We start from the raw sequence: 20,134 nt of genomic DNA, 5'->3' as shown, positions 1-20,134 counted from the left end.
AGGTGCCTGATGGGTTGACTTGACTTCGTCAAGCCACCTTCCCTGAAGGGACGGCTTTTTAAACATAAAATACGAGGCTGTTGTACCTTTTCCGATACAACAACCTCGTATTTTATGTTTAAATAAATAAATTTACATTGGAATCTTCCGCTTCGCCCAAATAAGCAGCTACACCACCGAATTCCACACCATCAATTAATTCTTCTTTTTTAATCCCCATTACATCCATTGACATTGTGCAGGCGATCATTTTTACGCCATTAGCTTGAGCCTGGGCGATGAGTTCATCTAATGAAGCAACATTTTTATCCTTCATTATTTTTTTCATCATCTTTGTCCCCATGCCACCCATGTTCATCTTGGAGATAGTAAGTTTATCAACACCCTGCGGCATCATCGAGCCAAACATTTTTTCGATAAACGATTTTTTTACTGCCGGTGGATTATTCCTGCGCAGTATATTAAGACCCCAAAAAGTAAAGAACATCGTGACTGGCCGTCCCATAGCAGCTGCACCGTTAGCAATTATAAATGATGCAAACGCCTTATCAAGATCGTTACTAAATACGACCATAGTCTTGCCTTTAGGTGCTGCATTAACTGCTGCTGGCTGAGCCTTCACCACTGTATCTGACTGTCCCTTACGAATATAGGCCAGATATTTTTTTCCATCGCGTTCGCTTTTAACCAGTGTATTACCTGTTTTTTCACACCATGATGAAATATCGCGAATAAAACCCATATCAGTAGCAGCCACTTTGACTATTTCGCCAGCATTCATTTTATTAACAGTCTGATTTACCCGCATTATTGGACCTGGGCACTGCAATCCTGTACAATCAAGTGATTTTATATCTATTTGCGGTATTTCGTCTTTTTTTTCTTCTTCTGCTGTTTTACTTACACTCTTCACCGCAGCTGCAATATTGGGCTTAACAAAATGCTGTGATTTGTAAAAACCCGTACCTCCTTCAAGCACATAGACATCGCTAAATCCTTCCTGCATCAAGGTTCTGGCCGCATTATATGAGCGAACGCCGATAGCACAATAAACTACTATTTTCTTATTTTTATCAAGCTCGTTAAGCTGCTGCCGCAACTGCCCCCAAGGAATATGGACAGCTCCTTCGATATGATAAACCATGTATTCGATGTCTTCGGTTATATCTAAAACAACGGTATTTTCATCCGTTTTCAACTCATCAAATTCACTTGTGCTGACAAATTTAACCAAGCCATTTAAAATATTTCCAGCAACAAAACCCAGCATATTAACCGGATCTTTCGCCGATGAAAACGGCGGTGCATAGGCAAGTTCCAGCTGCTGCAAACCGTATATATCACCATTAAGCTGCATTACTGAGGCAATAGTATCAATTCTTTTATCGACACCTGCCTGTCCGACAATCTGCGCCCCAAGTATTTTTCCTGCCGCAGTAAATAACATTTTTAAAATCATATTTTCGGCATCAGGATAATATCCGGCATGTGATTTTTGACTGATAAGCGCCACATAATAATCCTGATTTTTTTGTTTCCCCATACGCTGCAGTGTTTTTTCATTCATACCGACACTGGCAGCATTCATATCAAATACCTGAGCAATAGCTGTACCATATGTTCCTTCATAACGCTTAGCATCACCGACGATATTATCGGCACATATTCGTGCCTGCTTATTAGCTGGTCCTGCTAATGGAATCATGGTGCGTCCCTTTAAAATAGGTTCATTTACCTCAATGACATCACCAACAGCATATATATCTTTTTTATCGGTCTGCATATATTCATCAACAATTATACCGCCGCGTTGGTTGAGTGCCAATCCAGCCTCTTTAGCCAAAGCACTGTTGGGACGAACGCCAATTGATAAAACAATCAGCTCAGCTGCTACTTCCCTGCCACTATTTAGCTTTATCACTGTTTTATCAGCCTGTTCTTCAAAAGACTTTACACCATCGGATAATATCAGCTCAACATCATTTTGTACGATATTTTCATGCAAAAGCTGCGCCAGTTCTTTATCAACAGGTGCCATTACCTGATCAAGTGCTTCAATCAATGTAACCTTAATACCTGCTTCATGCAGATTTTCTGCCATTTCCAACCCGATAAAGCCTCCGCCGATAACTACCGCTTCCTGCGGTTTTTTATCGGTCACAATCTGCTTAATGATGTCGGTGTCAGGAATGGTCCACAAAGTCTTAATATGCTTACTTTCTATACCGGGAATCGGTGGTCTGAGTGGTGACGAACCAGTAGCTATAACCAACTTATCATAACTTTCCTGGTATTCTTCACCTGTCTGCAGATTTTTTACCATTACCACTTTCTTTTCAGGTTCAATGCGCATAACTTCATTTTCTACACGAATGTCAATATTAAATTTATCGCGCATTTTTTCTGGCGTCTGCACCAATAGTTTTTCCCGATCTTGTATTACATCACCTATATAATAAGGAAGTCCGCAATTGGCATAGGATATATATTGCCCTTTTTCCAAAACCACTATCTGCATGGACTCATCGCGTCGTCTTAATCTGGCTGCAGTAGTAGCACCGCCGGCAACCCCACCAATAATAACCGTCTTCATAAAAATTCCTCCTCTGATATTTTCTAACTGAAACTTATTATATATAATATTTTATTATTTATCTGTGAGTAAGTTACAAAAAGTCCACCTATAGCAAAAGCCAGACTTATCCACTGCTATAGTTTTCTAAGTCTGACTTTTAATTATATCTGTTATTAAGACTGTATTAATTTAAATGATCTGCTGTCAATAGTGCGCATCGTCGCCAGTATTCCTTCAAGATAATCATATTTTTGCTGCATAAGGCTGGCCAGCTCACCCTGCAGATAAAAAATCTGCTTTTGGCCGTTTATATCCATAAAATGAACATTGCACTGCTCATAGCGTCTTACCTTTACCGACAATCCCGGCATTGACTGGGACTTGGTCCAAACCTCCTGCAGCATCGGCATAGGAAAAACCAATTGCGGATTTATGAATATAATTGGTTCATCTATATGCATATAGATGATGCGCTTTTTTATACCAATCTGCGGTGCAGTGAGTGCCATTATATTTTGTGTTCGACAAGCAGCTAAAGTGTCCTGCAAATCAGCTGCAATATTGGTAATATCTTCAGTGCTTCCCACTGGCAGACTCTTTTGGTATAAGTCATCATTCCCCAATATTAGTACTGGTTTTATCATTTTTTATCACCCAGCAAAATTATCTTTTTCTTCAACTGAATCATCTTCATTTGAAGCTAAGACTTCTATTTGCGGCGCAGCATTTTTTTCGATACACTCTGCGGTAATTGTTACCTGGCGTTTTTCCTTTGATTTAGGAAGTTCATACATAATATCAAGCATGGCTTCTTCTAAAATTCCTTTTAGACTGCGCGCACCAGTTTTGCGGGCGATAGCCTTTTTAGACACAGCCCGCAGCGCTTCTTCAGTAAATTTCAACGTAACATTATCTACGGACATCAATTTTTCATACTGTTTAACCGGCGCATTTTTTGGTTCAGTCAAAATACGCAGTAAAGCATCTTCATCAAGAGTTCCTAAAGTACAAATAATTGGCAGGCGACCGATTATTTCAGGAATTATCCCAAATTTCATTAAGTCTTCCGGTGTTACCTGCTTTATTAATTCATCATATTTACTGTCTTCATTCTTGTCTTTTACCTGAGCACCAAATCCGATGGATGAATCATTGCTTTTCAAGCGTCTTTCAACAATTTTTTCAATGCCAACAAAGGCCCCGCCAACTATAAATAAAATATTCGTGGTATCAATTTTAGTAGTTGGTGCTTCTGGATGTTTTCTTTGGCCTCTGGCTGTAAATTCCACGACATTCCCCTCAAGCATTTTTAAAAGTGCCTGCTGTACACCTTCATGGCCGGGATCTGCTGTAATAGAATTATTTTCGCCTGATTTTCTGGCTATTTTATCAAATTCATCCAAGTAAATAATGCCATGTTCCGTTCTTTCAATGTCCTTATTAGCTGCATAATACAAATTACGAACAGCAACTTCAACATCAGCACCAACGAACCCTGCTTCAGTCAAGCTGGAAGCATCAGTAACCGCAAATGGTATATCAAGCAATTTAGCTAAATGTGACAGCATTGCTGTCTTACCACAACCAGACGGTCCCATCATAATTACATTGGATTTTTCGATATCTACATTATCTTTTTTATCCATGCATTTCATGCGTTTGTAATGATTATAAACAGCAACCGCCAATATTTTCTTGGCATGGTCCTGGTTGACAATATATTCATCAAGGTATTCTTTAATAATATGCGGACGATTTTTATCGAGCACACTGTCCAAATCATTAATAAATCTTTGTCTGTCTATTTTAGCATTTTCTTCTTCATTATCAGTAATCAACTGATAAATGTCTTTTATGCAATTTTTACAAATTGCAAAGCCTGTCTGCGGGTCATAAATTGGTAAGTCATATTGACTTGTTATTTTTATATCACGCTTACAAAAACTGCATACATGATGCAAATCGTTTTGAGCCATTTTAAATTCCTTCTTTCCCTAGTAACAGCCAAATAATATTGTTATAAAACACTATTATTTTTTCAGCCTATTAAGTAACAGCTACGGCAATTACTATTAACTGCTTGTCGATAAAATATTATATTTACCTTATATTATAGTATAACAGACGAAAACATATAGTGTAAATAATAATTGACAAAAGATTATAATGTTATAGTTTATTTATTTACTGTAAATTATTTTATAGTAATTTTTCAGCATACAGCAGCATATTTGGCAGATATAAACTGGCATTTACAATGCTTTATGCTATAATGGATATAAATTTAACATAGGAGAATTTTACAATGATAAAATGGATAATTTCTGATATGGATGGTACATTACTCGATGATTGTGGTAATCTGCCCCATGATTTTGATGAGATAATAATGGAACTTAAAAAACGCAATATTATTTTTTCACCAGCCAGCGGCCGCCAGCATGATGCTCTTGTACATCAATTCTCCAAATACAAAGATGACTGGTTATTCATTGCTGAAAACGGCACCATGGTGTCTAAGGGTGATAAGCTATTATCATCCTCCAGTCTGCCTGCCGAACTCACTGATTCCTTAATAGCTGCGGCTACTTCGCTTCCCGGTGTTTATACGGTAGTATGTACGTGTCAGGGCAGCTATATCGTAGACAAATATCAACCCTTTATCGACGAAATGGCAAAATATTACACACGTCACCAGTTAATTGATGATTTCAGCCAAATAACTGATCCTATAATAAAAATATCTGTCTGCGATTGTGATAATAATAAGGCCATTCATACGGCCTATAATCAACTAGAAAAATATAAAGCTGATGTCCAGGTTGTTATGGCATCAGCTGTCTGGGTCGATATAATGCCGCAAAATATCAATAAAGGCATTGCCATTCAAAAAATTCAGTCGATGCTCGATATAAAACCAGAAGAATGCATGGCTTTCGGTGATTTTTATAATGACTGTGAAATGCTCAAAGCCGTCGGTGAAAGTTATGCTATGGATAACGCAGTCGATGAAGTAAAATCAATTGCCAAGTACATAGCTCCTTCCAATAATCAGCACGGCGTAACAAAAACCATAAAAACCTATCTGCAAAACACCTATAAGGGAGATGCCTAATAATGAAATTAGATTATCATATGCATTTTGAATATGGTTCCTATGATTTAAACTGGGTACAGGGCTTCTTTGATAGTGCTAAAAAGCGTGGCATCAGTGAAATAGGTATCTCTGAACACACCCATGGTTTTACCGATTTTAAGGACTTATATTATGAAGATGTTATCTGCGATGATTCTTATATCGGTCAATTCCAAAAAAAATGGCTGCAGACCAATAAATTTAAATGTTCCTTGCAAACTTATATTGATTTTATAAATGAATTGAAAGATAAAAATTATCCAGTAAAACTTGGCATAGAAGTATGTAATTTTCAAAACCAAGATAAGGTTCGTAATATATTAAATAAATATAAGTTCGATTATATAATCGGCTCCATACATTTTCTACATGGCTGGGCCTATGATTCATCCCAAATAAAAGATGAATGGAATAAACACAACTTGCAGGATATTTATGAATGGTACACACAGGAAGTTGAAAAACTCTGTGACGCCAGCCTATACGATGTGCTTGGTCATCCCTTTAATATTCGTCTATTTAAGTTCCTGCCAGACTTTGATGTGAAACCATATTTAATTCGCGTGGCAGAAGCCTTAAAAAAAGCCGATATGGTTGTTGATATTAATACAGGCACCTATTATCGCTATCCGATAAAAGAAATTTCACCCTATCCAGACTTTATGAAAATAGCCGCTGAATATAAACTGCCTATTATCACCTCATCCGATGCCCATAAGCCGGAAGATTGCGGTGCCTATGTTGATGAAGCTGTTGAATATGCTAAATCGTTCGGTTATTCCAGCCGCATCCGCTTTACTGAACGTAAACGTGAAGAAATTGGCCTCGCTTAAAATAATATAGCCTTTATTGGCTTAACAAATGCACCTACTGCAATATTTCTAATATTTGCAGGTAATTTTAAAAATATAGGGAATTTCTATCTATATAATATGGTTAAAAGGAGCGATACTTACATGGAATCTTTTAAAAGTTTTCTCATTCCGATCGACGGATCGGCCTCTTCAGAGCGAGCCGCCCTAAAAGCTGCTGCGTTGGCTCATACTACTAATGCCACTTTATTTCTTTTATATGCTGCTGAGTTGCGCAATGGACCAATGCCTCAGCATCATATCAAAGAGGAAGATTTACCCGATGACGTAAAAAACACTTTAAAAGAAAATGGTGAAATTGTACTACAACGCATTTTCAATAAACTTCCTTCTGATATACAGGAAAGAACCACCTGCCATGTGGAAGTAGGTCCTCCGCGCAAAGTTATTTTAGAATTCGCCCAAAAACTATCACCCGATTTGATTATAATGGGAACACGCGGTCTTAATCCGGCAGAAGCCATTGTTCTAGGCAGTGTTAGTCAGGCCATGATCGAAAGCAAAATTTGTTCTGTAATGATGGTGCATTAAAAAACAGGTACAGCTACACTTATCTATGTCTTGCTGAGGCACCTGTATTTATCTACAGCAGGTGCTTTTCTTATACTTATTCATAAAATTGATATGAAACAACAAAATAGTGATAAATTTGTTTATTTTTTTAATATTATTTACGCTTGACTTTAACATATTATAATATTATAATATGTTAATAAAAAAAGGAGTCTTAATAATATGTTAATAAAAAAAGGAGTCTTAATAATATGTTACAAACAATAGCAGATACAATGGTTTATAGTTTGTTAAAATTATCTTCCAATAGTATGTTAGGCACTGCACTTAATTTTTTTGTTTATGAAAGCATAAAGATTTTCCTTATGCTGATTATTATAATATTTTTTGTATCTATTTTACGTTCTTATTTTCCAGCTGAAAAAACAAAAAAAATATTAAATAGCAAGCATCACTTCTGGGGCAATATTATAGCTGCACTCTTAGGAATAGTAACACCATTTTGTTCTTGTTCTGCAGTACCAGTTTTTATTGGATTTATAGAATCAGGTGTGCCCTTAGGTATTACATTTTCTTTTTTAATAGCTTCTCCTATGGTTAACGAAGTTGCAGTTATAATGTTATGGGGACTATTAGGTTGGAAAATTATGTTAATTTATATAATTTCCGGACTTACTATTGCTATAATAGCTGGAATAATCATGGGAAAACTAAAATTAGAACGATTCGTACAAGATTATGTTTACGAAATGAAACTTGGAGAAAATAAAATTCCAGATCAATCAATAAAAGACAGGATTAATTATGCGTTAAACTATACAAAACAAATAATGAAAAAAATATCAATTTATATTATTATTGCGATTGCTCTTGGAGGATTTATTCATGGATATGCCCCTGCAGATTTACTAGTAAAATATGCTGGAAAAGATAGTATCATCGCAGTACCATTAGCCGTTTTAATTGGAGTCCCATTATATTCTAATGCCGCTGGAATAATACCGATTATTACTGTTCTAATTCAAAAAGGATTAAGCTTGGGAACTGCCTTAGCTTTTATGATGGCAGTAACAGCATTAAGTTTTCCAGAAATGATTATATTAAAAAATGTACTAAAAACACCTCTTTTAATTATATTTGTAGCTATTTTATTTGTCAGCATATTATTTACTGGATATTTATTTAATATATTAATATAAGGATAACTTATGTTAGATAATATTATTATTAAATTATCCGCAGATTTATTAAAATGTATTGGGAATCCTATTCGTATAAAAATCATATATCTACTGGAAAATAATGAATTATGTGTATGTAATATAATGAATATTTAAATATTGAATAGTCTAATTTATCCCAGTGTTTACAAACAAAAAAGATCTTAATTAATTCACGTACAGACAGAAAACATATTATTTATTCTATTACTAATAGAAATAGAACAGAATTATTTAAGATTTCTAAAAAACCCTTAAAACAAAATATAAATGATATATTACGAAAGGAAAATTAAAATGAATATTGAAATTTTAGGAATGGGTTGTGAAAAATGTAAAAAATTATACACAGCAACCGAGCAGGCTGTTAACGAAAAGAGTATAAATGCCCATATTAAAGAAGTTAAAGATATAAAACAAATTATGCAATATGGAATAATGAGTACACCAGCTTTAGTTATAGATGGTAAAGTTAAAATTTCAGGTAAAGTACTATCTAAGGATGAAATAAAACAGTTATTATAACCTAAAGGGAGGTATTCGCACTATGATTAATGCAAAAGAATTTCTACAACTTGGCCTTGAGTTTCATGGACATAAGTGTCCTGCAATGCCATTAGGTCTTAGAGCTGGAGCAGCTGCAATGAATCAATTAAATGTAATCCGTTCAAAAGATAAAGAGTTATTTTTGATTGCAGAAACAGGAAATGATCATGCTGCTGGTTGCTTTGTTGATGGATTAATGACCATTACAGGATGTACTTATGGCAAAAGTAATATTAAAAAATCGTATTATGGAAAAATGGCATTTACACTAGTTGATACTGAGAACGAAAAGGCTGTTCGTATTCAGTTAAAACCAGATTTTTTTGAAAAAATGCTGCAATCACCGTTTGTTCAACAACGCAAACAAGGTATTTTACCTCAAAATATCCCATCTAATATTATTGACCCACTATTATCTGGTGTTATGAATAGAAGTGAAGATGATTTTTTATTAATAAGTCCTATTTTTAATTACCCATTTAAGAAGAAAAAAGGTAATTTTGATACTGAAATATGTGAAATGTGTGGAGAACGTGTTTTTTCCCATAAACTTCAAAACATTAACGGTAAGAAAATATGCATACCTTGTGCTGAAAAAAGTAAATAAGCTAAATATTATAGTATGCTTAGAAATTAGACTATATTCAGCTTAAGGAGAAAAAATGATTGAAATAACAGCTGGAATAATTACATTTATCGTTACAACTATTTTGACCTCAGCTGGATTAGGTGCTGCATTTATATTAATTCCACTTTATATGTTATTAGGAATTAATATTCATGTTGCTATGAGTACTGCTTTATTATTAAATGTAATTGCAATGATATTGGCATCAATTACATTTAATAATAAAAAACTTATTTTATGGAAAATAGCCTTTCCAACTTTAATTGCAGCAGCAATTTGTTCTCCTATAGGAGTATATACCAGTCAATTTATACCACGTGATAAATTAATATTATTATTTATCATATTTCTTATTTTTGCTGCAACTATGATGTTATTCTATAAAAAAAAATCTAATTATGATGAACATCACTTGATAAAAGAAAAGCTTATATTTCTTAAAGGTCTACTAATTGGTAGTGGTGTTGGTTTTTTATCCGGGCTTTTAGGAATCGGCGGAGGAAATATTATTATTCCTATATTTATATGGATGAGCATTTCGCCCAAAAAAGCCTCAGGAACAACATCATTTATTGTCATTTTTTCGTCACTTTCAGGATTTTTAAGTCATGCATCTATAGGAAATTTAAATTACACCTTATTAATTTTCACAACAATAGGTTCAGTTGCAGGCGCTCTTTTAGGCGCTTGGTTAATGAGTAAAAAACTTAAAAATAAACATATAAAAATTATTATTGCTATACTACTATATATAGTCGCAATAAAAATGCTAACAAACATACTATAAATAATCTAAAGTATAAAATATTAATTTAACACACTATACAAAAATCAACGCGATATTATCAATACCTTTTCTATAATAAATATTTAAAGAAAAATCCACCTTGAATATATATAATCTATATTCAAGGTGGATTTTTTCAAAGCATAAATAATCACAATTATCTATACCTGTTTTTTACATTGTTATTAATTCATACTGACGGGTTCCAAGACCTATTTTTTCACAATGGTCAAGACATGATTCCCATTCTGTATCAGGGTGGTTATTATGGAAATGATCATGTTTATGCTCATCGCCTGGATTAGCCTGTAAATTTTCACCCAATGCTGAATTACTAATAACTGGTGCTTTATTTACTAAATCAGCGCAAGCCTGGTCAATAGCCACGGGATCAAACGATGCCAGCATACCAATATTAGGCACAATTGCCGCATCATTTTCACTATGGCAGTCACAATTTGGTGAAACATCAACAATAAGACTTATATGAAAATGAGGACGACCATGTAAAACAGCCTGAGCATATTCTGCCATTTTAAGATTTACCATCTTGCCGGCATTCCAATTAGTAGGAATGATGGCATTAGTAGGGCAGACACCAATGCAGCGACCACAGCCTACACATTTTTCTTCATCAATATGACATTTCCTGTCTGCAATAATCGGTGCGCCATGCGCGCAAGTCTTAGCGCACATACCACAGCCAATGCATTTATCTTCTTTAACACTTGGCTTGCCTTCACAATGCATTTCCATCTTTCCGGCACGCGAACCGCCGCCCATACCGATATTTTTTATTGCACCGCCAAAACCGGTCATTTCATGACCTTTAAAATGCGTAAGAGTGATAATAATATCTGCATCCATTAACGCACGGCCAATTTTGGCATTTTTTACATATTCGCCGTTTACTACAGGAACTTCTACTTCATCAGTACCTTTTAAGCCATCAGCAATGATATTTTGGCAGCCTGTTGTCATCGGCCCAAAACCATTTAGGTTAGCTGTGTCCAGATGTTCCAATGCCTCTTTGCGGCTGCCGACATAAAGAGTATTACAATCAGTTAAAAATGGTTTGCCACCAGCTTCTTTTACAGCATCTGCTACTACCTTAGCATAATTGGGACGTAAAAATGATAAATTTCCATATTCACCGAAATGAATTTTCAAAGCAGCAAATTTATCATTAAAATCAATATTTTCAATACCTGCTTTTTTTATAAGCTTATCTAATTTTTGCAGTAAATTGGCCTTACCGGGGTGAACCCGCATATCGGTAAAATAAACCTTTGATTTTGTCATAAAAACACTCCTTCTCCTATATATATTGACTTTTAATAATGTCTTTCCCCTGACATTATCATTGGAGTATAATCCAATAAGGTCAATATTCTCCTAATAATAAGTATCACTTACATATTATAACAGCATTACTTATTATAATACAAGATATACCAAAAAAAACCTGCCATTGCGGCAGGTTTTTCAAGTTAATTTTATCGCTATCAGGCTGAAACCTGTTTTTTAGCAAAAGCTACTGATTTTTTATCATCATACTTTCTAAACAATGTTGATAATGCTGTTCCTGCTATTGACTGCCATACACAGGCTACAGCCGTAACGACCGCAGCCTGCGGAATTGCCGCAAAATGAGCCATGGCCAAGCCTGTACCAAGTCCAGCATTTTGCATGCCGACTTCAATAGAAAGTGTACGTTTTTTAGCCACAGAAAATTTAAAGAAACGGCCAACAATATAACCAAGTACAAAGCCAATAGCATTATGTGCTGCAACTACTACAAAAATCACCAAGCTTGAAGTAAAGAATCTTGCCCCCTGCACCGATACAACACCACCAATTATAAGCGCAAAACCAATTACAGCAATTCCCGGCATGATTTGCTGCATTTGTTTAAAATTATCACTATTACTGAATTTATAATTCAAGTAAAATCCTAAAAGTACTGGGATTAATACAGCTTCCATTATTGTAATAAACATCCCCAGCGTAGGAATCGCCACACGTTCACCCGCCAGCATCAAAACCAGAAATGGTGTCATAAGCGGTGCCAACAAAGTTGATACAGTAGACATGCCTACTGAATATGGCACATCACCACGGCACAAAAAAGTCATTATATTTGAAGACATTCCGCCTGGACAACAGCCTACTAAAATAATTCCCAAAGCAATATCATTAGGCAAATTAAAAATGACTGCAATAAAATACGCTACTAATGGCATAATTGTAAACTGGGCAATAGCACCAATACAAATATCAAAAGGACGCTTTGCCAGCAATTTAAAATCATCAGTAGTAATCGTAACTCCCATGGAAAACATTATAACGGCTAAAACAGCAATCTGGACATTACCTTTTACCCACGCAAATAATTGGGGAACAAAAAATGTGATAATAGCTACTAAAACAATTAGTGATGTCGTATTTTTTGACAAGAAGCCACTTGCTTTTTTCATAAAATTCATTTTCTTATACCTCTTTTGTTAAAATACATCTGCTTATTATTTGCGCGCATAAATAATTGCAGAATCATTATTACTATTTGCCTTCATATATTTAGCTAAATTATAAATAAATATAAAAAAACCGCCCCTTAAATAAGGGACGGATATATATTCTCCGAGTTACCACCCAAATTCCATACAGTTTTACAACTATATGGCACTCATCAACGTACTAACATACGCGTTTCCGATAACGAGGAACAACCGCCGACACCTAATAGATTTCAGTGTCTTTCTTCCGGGAGGATTTTCACTTATCGTTGAATACCGGTCTTTCAGCTATAAACCAGCTCTCTGCTAATTCAAGTGAGATATAGTTACTCTTTCCCATCATTAGATTTTTTCATTGTAGTTACATAGTTACATGTTTTCTTTAGTTACATACTATAATGCTTTATTGTTTATTTGTCAATAGTTTTTTTAAAGAACCTTTCATCATGCTTGGCCTTCTCGTCCATGATACAGGCACCAAGGTTCTTCTGCCATGTAATCACCATCATGATAATACGCTGCTCTGGCCCTACAGCCACCGCAGGAATTTTTATATTTGCAGCTGCCACAGCCGCCTTTAAATTCCAATGTGCGCAATGTATTTAAAACTTCATTATTTTTCCAGATTTCATCGAATGGCGTTTCGCGTACATCACCAAGTTCCATATTCAAATAAGCACAGGGCTGCACCTTACCACGCGGACTTATAATACAATAAGATGTCCCTGCCAGACAGCCACGACGAAAACGTGTTTTTACCCCCATTTGGTCTGCAATTCGAATAAACTGTGGGGCACAGGTTGGTTTCAATTCAATGTCCACTTCCTGCTGTTTTTTCATAATACGGGTTAAAACATCTTCGTAGGCCCGTGCCCGTAACGATTCAGCCTCAATGGTTTTAGCCCTGCCTGTCGGTACTAAGAAAAAGAAATGATGCGCTACGGCTCCCTCAGCTACGGCAAAATCAGTTATAGTTTCTAGTTCGTGCTGATTCCACTCCATAACCGTTGTATGTATTTGAAAGGGCAGTCCCACTTTGCGGCAATTTCTCATACCGCGTACAGCACCTTCCCACGCTCCATCAAATTTACGAAATTTATTATGCTTTTCTATATCCATGGAATCAAGTGATATCCCCATGCCCATAGCCCCAGCATCTTTTAATTTCTGGGCCATTTCTTCTGTTATAAGTGTTCCATTAGTTCCAAATACGGAGCGCAGCCCGACACTTGTCGCGTGCTGTACCAACTCAACTATATCAGGGCGTGTTAACGGCTCCCCACCCGAAAAAATCATAATTTTAAAACCAGCTTTAGCGATCTGGTCTAATAATGTTTTTGCCTCAGCTGTATTTAATTCTTCATCAGCCTTGCAGCCTGCGTCACGATAACAATGGTCACAAAACATATTGCAGGCATTGGTTGTATTCCAGGAAATTATCATTGTTTGCTCCTTTATTTATCTCCAGACAAATAAATTTCTAAATTCCAGATAAATCCAATATCTGAAACTTAGAAATTATCATCCACTATAATTATTATTTTATACCGATTTCTTCATCAGTCAGGTAACAGGATGGGTCTTCCGCCCAGAAACTGTCATTTCTTGCCTCAGCCCGTGTACGGAAATTACCATTGCAGACATCAAGAAATTTACACTTACTACAACGGCCAGTAAGTAATGATTTTCTATCTTTAAGTCCAGCCATAATCGGATTAGATGTATCACTCCAAATATCACCGAATTTTCTGTCGCGTACATTGCCAAAGGTATAATACTGCGTAAACTGGTCAGGATGTACATAGCCCATTGGGTCGACTTCACCAAAAGCAATACCTGAACGATTGCCGCCATTATAAAACGTATATTTTTTTATCTGCTCAGCCAAAGCTTCATTACCTTCAGCTTTTGCCTTTAAATACATATATACGCCATCACAATGGTTGTCTACTGTAAGAATTTCTTTTTTCAAGCCACGTGCTTCAAAGTCAAGCGTTCTCTTTATTATTATATCCATAGCTTCACGGGACTGTTGCGGAAAAACATCTTCATCCATCATCTGCGTTCCACGACCAGAATATACAAGATGATAAAAACATACGCGGTTGATATTTTCTGCTTCGATAAAATCAAAGATGTTTTCCAATTCCTGTAAATTATGCTGATTTATTGTGAAACGGAGTCCTACCCGCTGTCCTACGGCTACACAATTTTCAATTCCCTTCATAGCTGCTTCAAAAGCGCCATCTTTGCCACGGAATTTATCATTTACTTCCCGTAAACCATCTAGGGAAATACCTACATACCCCACACCAATATCTTTGATACGCTGAGCGTATTCCCGTGTAATAAGCGTGCCATTGGTTGAAAGTGTTGGACGAATTCCCTTTTTAGCGGCATAATCTGCCAGCTCAAAAAAATCAGGACGAATTAAAGGTTCGCCGCCAGAAAATAACAATACCGGAACTTTAAAATCAGCTAAATCATCAATAAACTGCTTAGCTTCCTCAGTACTTAATTCATTCGTATATTTTTTAGCGTCAGAATCCATATAACAGTGGCGGCATTTCAAATTGCATGTACGTGTACAATTCCATACCACTACCGGGCCGGCACCTTCATGTACACCGTTTTTAGCATGACGTGCGCCTTTTGTATAACGCAAACTATCGCCATAATATTCAGTAGCAAATAAAAGCTTAGTAACACTTATCATAAAATTTTTAATCTCCCATAATAATATCATTAAATATGAATATAATTCATATTTAATGATACCAGCAAGAAGTATAAAAATCAATAATTAATCCTGTATTAATAAAAAAAGCTGTACACATATAGTAATTACATGCATACAGCTTTCTGTTTTTATTCTTCCCAGTCGGTCAGGGTAAGATGCGGCACAGCATTTAAATCCATATCAGCAAATTTCCCTTTTAGCGATTGATAATAACCACGGCAGGCTATCATTGCTGCATTATCGGTACAAAGGATCTTGCTGGGATAATAAAATTTGATATCATTCTGCGCACACTGCTCCATAAGTTTTGCTTCGAGCATACTGTTGGCAGCCACACCGCCAGCCAGTACAATTGTATTCATGTTGGCCTTTTGGGCTGCTGTAATTGCTTTGTATACCAATATGTCTATTACAGTCTTTTGAAAGGAAGCCGCAACATCTGCACCATTTATTTCTATGGATTTTTGCTTTGCATTGTGGATATAATTTATTACTGCTGACTTTAACCCACTAAAACTAAATTCATAATTATTTTTTTCCATCAAAGCTTTAGGAAAATCTATAGCATCAGGATTACCGTCTTTAGCCAATCTATCTATCTGCGGTCCGCCCGGATATGGTAGTCCCAATAAACGCGCCACTTTATCAAAAGCCTCTCCTGCCGCATCATCACGTGTCTCACCCATTAATGAAAATTTATTATAATCTTTCATATTAACCAGCGCCGTATGCCCCCCCGATACAACCAAGGCTAAAAACGGCGGTTCCAATTGCGGATGTGATAAAAAATTAGCAAAAATATGACCTTCCAAGTGATTTACAGGAATAAGCGGCACATCTAGTGAATAGGCTAATGCCTTCGCTGCCGAAACACCGACCAGCAGTGCCCCAACCAGCCCCGGTCCATAGGCTACGGCTATCTGGTCGATATCAGAAAGTTTTTTATCGGCCTTTTGCAGTGCCTCATCGAGTACCGGCATTATATTTACTATATGCTTGCGCGATGCAATTTCTGGCACAACACCACCAAACTTTTGATGTATTGGTATCTGTGTTGATATTACATTTGCTAAAATTTCCCGACCTTCTTTTATAATAGCAATAGATGTTTCATCACAGCTTGATTCTATCCCTAAAGTTAACATTTCTTCCTCCAAAACTTCTCTATAGTTACTTACTGTATTTTTTCATAATACTATTAGTATATCATATATTAATCATTAACAAATATCCCTGCAAATTAAAAAAACTGAGACAATTAAATTGCCCCAGTTTTTATAAAGTCTTTTATTTTTTACTTATACCTTTAGTCCATTCAGCTACTTTATCAGGATGAGCTTTCACCCATTTTTGTGCAGCTTCTTCCGGCTTCATCCCTTTTGATATATCAAGCATAACCGCGTTAATATCTTCCACTGTCCAATTAAAGTTATCAAGAACAGTATAAACATCCGGCATATCTTTTTTCAAATCTTTGCGTACAATAGTATGAATCTGTTCTTCTTTGCCAAATACACCTTTAGGATCTTCAAGATATTTTAATTTATAGGTTGCAAACATCCAATGTGGTGTCCAGCCTGTGATAATAATATCTTTTTTATCTTTTATGGCACGACCCAATGCTGTAACCATAGCACCGGAAGACGATGTTTCTAATTCCCAGCCGTTAAGATTAGGATATTCCTTAATAGCATTTTCCGCTTTCATACATACGCCAGCACCAGCTTCAATACCAGTTATTTTTTTGCCGGCCTGATCTTTTAAATCAGCAATGGAATCGGCTTTCATATATTGCGGTACAACCAAACCTACTTTAGCACCTTTTAAATTAGGGCCAAGATTTTCTACATCTTTGCCATATTTTTTATATTGCGCACTATGAGTTGTTGGCAGCCATGCTGCTACCATGCCGTCAGATTTACCAGTCGCTACTGCCTGCCACATAACAGCATTATCAAGCGGTGTTACTTCTACTTTGTAGCCAAGGTCTCTAAGTACTGTAGCTACAACGTTTGTCGATGCTACCTCAGTATCCCATTCCACATAGCTGAGTTTCACTTCTTTTTTATCAGAAGTTTTACTGCTGCCACTATCATTACCGCCGCAGCCTGCCAGTAACAGTGCTGCCATACTGACACTTAGTCCTGCTGTTATAATACGTTTCCATTTTGCTGTAAACAAATACAACGCCTCCTTAGTTTATATAGAACTATCTTTAATTGCATTTCCATCATCCTATGCAAATAAATGCACTTAGTTTTTTATATTCTTATTTAGTCGTTGTGCTAGTCGATCAATAATAATAGCCAATATAACAATGCCTAAACCTGCCACGAAACCATTACCTACCTGTGCCCGCTGCAATGCTGAAAGGACATCACGTCCTAATCCCGGTGCCCCAATCATCGATGCTATTACAACCATTGATAACGACAACATTACGGTCTGATTTATTCCCGCCATTATAGTTGGTCTGGCTATTGGCAAATCTAATTTTACAAGCTTTTGCCATTCGGTACTGCCATAAGAATCAGCAGCTTCTGTAAGTTCCTTTGGTACCTGACGTATTCCCAGATTTGTAAAGCGAACCGTTGGCGGCAACGCAAATATAATAGAAGCAAATATCCCCGGCACAACACCAATACCAAAGAAGGCTACAGCCGGTATCAGATATACAAAAGCCGGCATCGTCTGCATAAAATCAAGTATGGGTTTTATTATTGCCTGGGCTGTATCATTTTTTGACATAATAATACCAATAGGTACACCCAAAACAATTGATAACAGGCTTGATATTATAATCAAGGATAATGTATCAATAAAAGCTGGCCAGAGTCCCTGATTATAAATAAACCACAATCCAATAAACGTAAAAACAGCTAAACCAAAACTTTTTCTTTTTCTATTGATCCAGTAGGCAAACAGTACAAAAACTACAACAAACACTGCCGGCGGAACAGCCTGCAAAAATCCGGTCAGAGCATCATTCATACCATTGCCGACGGTCTGTATTCCATCAAACAACGGACTCCATGCCGTGGTTAAAAAGCTTGTTAAACTTTCTACTTTACCTGCCAAGTCAATATGAGGCAGTATTGCTAAAATAGAACTCATCAAACCACCTCGCTTATCTCTTCTTGCGCCACAGAAGACAATAATTCTATAACATTTCTGCGCATTATTACACCACGAATAGCATTATTGTCCATAACTACTACCGGCAGATTTCCTTTTGATAATAAATAACGGTATATCTTTGGTATCGGTGTATCAAGTGCTACTATATGCATATCTGTTTTTACTATATCTTTATAATTAGCATTTGCACCTTTTTTCTTAATAGCTAATGCCGTGTCTCTGTCCGTGATATAACCTAAAAACTCATGATGTGAATTCGTAAGAATCAAAAAAGGAAAATCACTCGTTACCATCCTATTCATTGCCAAATGCAGCCCTGCTTTATCAACATTGATAATAGCACGCGGCTTGGACATTATATGCTCAACATTAAGTATTTTTGTCCTATCAACGCCCTCAACAAAACGACGTACATATTCATTAGCCGGATTAGTCAGTATTTCTTCACCAGTACCAATTTGAACCACCTTACCATCCTTCATAATGGCGATGCGATCACCTATTTTTAACGCTTCATTCAAATCATGCGTAATGAAAATAATGGTTTTTTTCATCTGCTCCTGTAAGTCCATTAATTCATCCTGCATATCACCACGAATCAACGGGTCAAGTGCTGAAAATGATTCATCCATTAATAAAATTTCTGGGTCATTAGCAAGTGCCCGCGCTAAACCTACACGCTGCTGCATGCCACCGGACAATTGGTGAGGATACTGATTTTTATATGCCAGCAAGCCTGATCGATCCAAGGCATTTTCAGCAATTTTAGTGCGCTCATCAGGTGCAACACCACGCACTTCCAAACCATATTCAGTATTTTGCAATACAGTTCTATGCGGAAAAAGGGCAAATCCCTGAAATACCATACTCATTTTTGTACGACGGACTTCACGTAAATCATTTTTAGATAGTTTAGAAACATCCATATTATCTAAATATATACTACCAGCTGTAGGCTCAATCAATCTATTAAGTAAACGCACCAGTGTGGATTTACCACTACCGGAAAGTCCCATTATAACAAATATCTCTCCTTCATTAATCGAAAAATTGACATTGTTTACAGCTACTGTGGCTTTTGTTTTGCGTACTATCTCATCTTTTTCTTTATTTTGGTTAGAAAGCTCCAATGCCTGTTTGACCTTTTTCCCAAAAACTTTCGTTAAATTTTCTACTTTTATCTTAACGCTCATATATTCCCCCTGATGATTCTTTATTTCAAAACTAACAACTCTAATTATATCACAAAGGTTGTTATTTGGCAAATTTCAATCTTCTGTAATAGTAATAGAATGCTATTTTAAAGCACAAAGTTAACAATTATATTTTTATTTTTTATCAGCCTATGCATGCCGCATTTTCAGTATTATCATTGGTTTTCCCTACAATTTTTCCGAGGTTCTTGTTTACACTTTTATATATTTTTTTAATAACTCATAGTTAGTTATTTTTTCATAATTCTA

The 20,134-nt window shown here is 36.1% G+C and carries 19 protein-coding genes and 1 other annotated feature; of the genes, 8 read left to right on the top strand and 11 right to left on the bottom strand.

Annotated elements, in window-relative coordinates; all coding sequences use genetic code 11:
• Positions 1-118 precede the first annotated feature (118 nt).
• The 3 genes from HNR32_RS08690 to clpX all read right to left on the bottom strand — a co-directional run bounded on the left by HNR32_RS08690 (position 119) and on the right by clpX (position 4,551).
• Complete coding sequence (locus HNR32_RS08690; protein WP_196611245.1) at positions 119-2,593, bottom strand: FAD-dependent oxidoreductase; 2,475 nt, start codon at positions 2,591-2,593, stop codon at positions 119-121.
• Positions 2,594-2,748: 155 nt separating this feature from the next.
• Complete coding sequence (locus tag HNR32_RS08685) at positions 2,749-3,219, bottom strand: peptide deformylase (protein WP_183861723.1); 471 nt, start codon at positions 3,217-3,219, stop codon at positions 2,749-2,751.
• A gap of 6 nt (positions 3,220-3,225) precedes the next feature.
• Positions 3,226-4,551 carry an ATP-dependent Clp protease ATP-binding subunit ClpX gene (clpX, locus tag HNR32_RS08680; protein ID WP_183861720.1) on the bottom strand — a complete coding sequence of 442 codons (1,326 nt, stop codon included), beginning with the start codon at positions 4,549-4,551 and terminating at the stop codon, positions 3,226-3,228.
• A gap of 329 nt (positions 4,552-4,880) precedes the next feature.
• Between clpX and HNR32_RS08675 the strand changes: the two genes are divergently transcribed.
• From HNR32_RS08675 to HNR32_RS08640, 8 genes are all read left to right on the top strand, one after another.
• Entirely contained in the window at positions 4,881-5,690 is an 810-nt protein-coding gene (locus HNR32_RS08675) for an HAD family hydrolase (protein WP_183861718.1), read from the top strand.
• A 2-nt stretch (positions 5,691-5,692) separates the two neighbouring features.
• Complete coding sequence (locus tag HNR32_RS08670) at positions 5,693-6,544, top strand: PHP domain-containing protein (protein ID WP_183861716.1); 852 nt, start codon at positions 5,693-5,695, stop codon at positions 6,542-6,544.
• Between the two features lie 123 nt (positions 6,545-6,667).
• Entirely contained in the window at positions 6,668-7,114 is a 447-nt protein-coding gene (locus HNR32_RS08665) for a universal stress protein (RefSeq protein WP_183861715.1), read from the top strand.
• 233 nt (positions 7,115-7,347) lie between these two features.
• Entirely contained in the window at positions 7,348-8,295 is a 948-nt protein-coding gene (locus HNR32_RS08660) for a permease (RefSeq protein WP_183861713.1), read from the top strand.
• Positions 8,296-8,304: 9 nt separating this feature from the next.
• Positions 8,305-8,433 (top strand): ArsR family transcriptional regulator, encoded by a 129-nt coding sequence (locus HNR32_RS14470; RefSeq protein WP_183861711.1) that lies wholly within the window; start codon positions 8,305-8,307, stop codon positions 8,431-8,433.
• A gap of 180 nt (positions 8,434-8,613) precedes the next feature.
• A complete protein-coding gene (locus tag HNR32_RS08650) occupies positions 8,614-8,841 on the top strand; it encodes a thioredoxin family protein (protein WP_183861709.1) in 228 nt (75 codons plus the stop codon).
• Positions 8,842-8,863: 22 nt separating this feature from the next.
• Positions 8,864-9,469, top strand: a complete 606-nt coding sequence (locus tag HNR32_RS08645; RefSeq protein WP_183861707.1) for an FmdE family protein — start codon at positions 8,864-8,866, stop codon at positions 9,467-9,469.
• A gap of 55 nt (positions 9,470-9,524) precedes the next feature.
• Positions 9,525-10,277 carry a sulfite exporter TauE/SafE family protein gene (locus HNR32_RS08640; protein WP_183861705.1) on the top strand — a complete coding sequence of 251 codons (753 nt, stop codon included), beginning with the start codon at positions 9,525-9,527 and terminating at the stop codon, positions 10,275-10,277.
• A 174-nt stretch (positions 10,278-10,451) separates the two neighbouring features.
• On the opposite strand, the gene HNR32_RS08635 is transcribed toward HNR32_RS08640, so the two are convergent.
• The 8 genes from HNR32_RS08635 to HNR32_RS08600 form a co-directional block, all read right to left on the bottom strand.
• On the bottom strand, positions 10,452-11,579 hold the full coding sequence (locus tag HNR32_RS08635) for a DUF362 domain-containing protein (protein WP_183861703.1): 1,128 nt from the start codon (positions 11,577-11,579) through the stop codon (positions 10,452-10,454).
• Positions 11,580-11,782: 203 nt separating this feature from the next.
• Positions 11,783-12,763, bottom strand: coding sequence for a bile acid:sodium symporter family protein (locus HNR32_RS08630; protein ID WP_183861701.1), 981 nt, complete (start codon positions 12,761-12,763; stop codon positions 11,783-11,785).
• A 132-nt stretch (positions 12,764-12,895) separates the two neighbouring features.
• Positions 12,896-13,145: a binding site (T-box leader), on the bottom strand.
• A gap of 92 nt (positions 13,146-13,237) precedes the next feature.
• Complete coding sequence (gene nirJ2, locus HNR32_RS08625) at positions 13,238-14,236, bottom strand: putative heme d1 biosynthesis radical SAM protein NirJ2 (RefSeq protein WP_183861699.1); 999 nt, start codon at positions 14,234-14,236, stop codon at positions 13,238-13,240.
• Between the two features lie 94 nt (positions 14,237-14,330).
• Complete coding sequence (gene nirJ1, locus HNR32_RS08620; protein WP_183861756.1) at positions 14,331-15,509, bottom strand: putative heme d1 biosynthesis radical SAM protein NirJ1; 1,179 nt, start codon at positions 15,507-15,509, stop codon at positions 14,331-14,333.
• Positions 15,510-15,661: 152 nt separating this feature from the next.
• On the bottom strand, positions 15,662-16,678 hold the full coding sequence (gene tsaD, locus HNR32_RS08615; protein WP_183861697.1) for a tRNA (adenosine(37)-N6)-threonylcarbamoyltransferase complex transferase subunit TsaD: 1,017 nt from the start codon (positions 16,676-16,678) through the stop codon (positions 15,662-15,664).
• Positions 16,679-16,820: 142 nt separating this feature from the next.
• Positions 16,821-17,714: a glycine betaine ABC transporter substrate-binding protein gene (locus HNR32_RS08610; protein ID WP_231038218.1), complete on the bottom strand. Its 894-nt coding sequence runs from the start codon at positions 17,712-17,714 to the stop codon at positions 16,821-16,823.
• Between the two features lie 72 nt (positions 17,715-17,786).
• Complete coding sequence (locus tag HNR32_RS08605) at positions 17,787-18,647, bottom strand: ABC transporter permease (RefSeq protein WP_183861695.1); 861 nt, start codon at positions 18,645-18,647, stop codon at positions 17,787-17,789.
• Positions 18,647-19,864 (bottom strand): quaternary amine ABC transporter ATP-binding protein, encoded by a 1,218-nt coding sequence (locus HNR32_RS08600; RefSeq protein WP_183861693.1) that lies wholly within the window; start codon positions 19,862-19,864, stop codon positions 18,647-18,649. The genes HNR32_RS08605 and HNR32_RS08600 overlap by 1 nt, the downstream gene beginning before the upstream one ends.
• Between the last annotated feature and the right edge of the window lie 270 nt (positions 19,865-20,134).

It is taken from the genome of Pectinatus brassicae, assembly GCF_014201835.1.
Classification (GTDB): domain Bacteria; phylum Bacillota; class Negativicutes; order Selenomonadales; family Selenomonadaceae; genus Pectinatus; species Pectinatus brassicae.
The sequence above is the reverse complement of the archived record's forward strand: the minus strand, read 5'-3'. Positions and strand labels throughout refer to the sequence as shown.

What these genes read in the sequence shown, in the direction of transcription:
- HNR32_RS08690 (WP_196611245.1), bottom strand. Translation starts at nt 2,593, where the DNA reads ATGAAGACGGTTATTATTGGTGGGGTTGCCGGCGGTGCTACTACTGCA.
- HNR32_RS08685 (WP_183861723.1), bottom strand. Translation starts at nt 3,219, where the DNA reads ATGATAAAACCAGTACTAATATTGGGGAATGATGACTTATACCAAAAG.
- clpX (WP_183861720.1), bottom strand. Translation starts at nt 4,551, where the DNA reads ATGGCTCAAAACGATTTGCATCATGTATGCAGTTTTTGTAAGCGTGAT.
- HNR32_RS08675 (WP_183861718.1), top strand. Translation starts at nt 4,881, where the DNA reads ATGATAAAATGGATAATTTCTGATATGGATGGTACATTACTCGATGAT.
- HNR32_RS08670 (WP_183861716.1), top strand. Translation starts at nt 5,693, where the DNA reads ATGAAATTAGATTATCATATGCATTTTGAATATGGTTCCTATGATTTA.
- HNR32_RS08665 (WP_183861715.1), top strand. Translation starts at nt 6,668, where the DNA reads ATGGAATCTTTTAAAAGTTTTCTCATTCCGATCGACGGATCGGCCTCT.
- HNR32_RS08660 (WP_183861713.1), top strand. Translation starts at nt 7,348, where the DNA reads ATGTTACAAACAATAGCAGATACAATGGTTTATAGTTTGTTAAAATTA.
- HNR32_RS14470 (WP_183861711.1), top strand. Translation starts at nt 8,305, where the DNA reads ATGTTAGATAATATTATTATTAAATTATCCGCAGATTTATTAAAATGT.
- HNR32_RS08650 (WP_183861709.1), top strand. Translation starts at nt 8,614, where the DNA reads ATGAATATTGAAATTTTAGGAATGGGTTGTGAAAAATGTAAAAAATTA.
- HNR32_RS08645 (WP_183861707.1), top strand. Translation starts at nt 8,864, where the DNA reads ATGATTAATGCAAAAGAATTTCTACAACTTGGCCTTGAGTTTCATGGA.
- HNR32_RS08640 (WP_183861705.1), top strand. Translation starts at nt 9,525, where the DNA reads ATGATTGAAATAACAGCTGGAATAATTACATTTATCGTTACAACTATT.
- HNR32_RS08635 (WP_183861703.1), bottom strand. Translation starts at nt 11,579, where the DNA reads ATGACAAAATCAAAGGTTTATTTTACCGATATGCGGGTTCACCCCGGT.
- HNR32_RS08630 (WP_183861701.1), bottom strand. Translation starts at nt 12,763, where the DNA reads ATGAATTTTATGAAAAAAGCAAGTGGCTTCTTGTCAAAAAATACGACA.
- nirJ2 (WP_183861699.1), bottom strand. Translation starts at nt 14,236, where the DNA reads ATGATAATTTCCTGGAATACAACCAATGCCTGCAATATGTTTTGTGAC.
- nirJ1 (WP_183861756.1), bottom strand. Translation starts at nt 15,509, where the DNA reads ATGATAAGTGTTACTAAGCTTTTATTTGCTACTGAATATTATGGCGAT.
- tsaD (WP_183861697.1), bottom strand. Translation starts at nt 16,678, where the DNA reads ATGTTAACTTTAGGGATAGAATCAAGCTGTGATGAAACATCTATTGCT.
- HNR32_RS08605 (WP_183861695.1), bottom strand. Translation starts at nt 18,647, where the DNA reads ATGAGTTCTATTTTAGCAATACTGCCTCATATTGACTTGGCAGGTAAA.
- HNR32_RS08600 (WP_183861693.1), bottom strand. Translation starts at nt 19,864, where the DNA reads ATGAGCGTTAAGATAAAAGTAGAAAATTTAACGAAAGTTTTTGGGAAA.